1 protein-coding gene is annotated in these 563 nt (G+C 43.7%); it reads right to left on the reverse strand.

Annotated elements, in window-relative coordinates; all coding sequences use genetic code 11:
• Window positions 1–563 (reverse strand): IS982 family transposase (locus WMO75_RS19795; RefSeq protein ID WP_349078892.1); only part of this gene is annotated, 563 nt, incomplete at both ends.

A 563-nucleotide genomic window follows, 5' to 3' on the forward strand; every position in this document is an offset into this window, starting at 1 on the left:
AGCTGCGAAAACACAGTTTCTACCCGCCTTCTCTGTTTGAATATTAATTGACGCACAGATTTTGTCCAGTTTTCTTTACTGTTGGAACGCTTCAGGGCAAAAAGGCAGATATTTTGCTCCTGCATTTCCTGCATCAGCCTTTCACCGACATAGCCCTTGTCTGCTAAAACTGTGAAATTTGAACAATTGTCCACCAGATCCCGTAACCCTTCGCGGTCGTCTGTGGAGGCTGGTGTGATCTCAAATGCAGTAATGTAGCCTTCTAAGGTGATCAATGCATGTACTTTGTAACCGAAATAAGTTTCCTTTTTAGAAGGGCATTTTCCGTAATCAGCACCATGATTGCGAAATACTTTGCAGTAGCGTGCACGCCCGAATTTACAGACCGCAAGCGGAAAACTGTCAATGATGCAGTAAGGACTGATGGGTACCGGGAAATCCGAAAGCAATTTTTGCCGTAATAATTCTGTCGTCTGCATCAATGCCCGCCTTGTTCTGTTAAAACGGCTTCTGCTGCAAAGCTGTGGGAAAAGGTGTCGGTAATTCTTTTTTACAAAAGAAAA

Origin of the sequence: Blautia intestinihominis, assembly GCF_040096655.1 — a bacterium.
Taxonomy (GTDB): Bacteria; Bacillota; Clostridia; order Lachnospirales; family Lachnospiraceae; genus Blautia_A; species Blautia_A intestinihominis.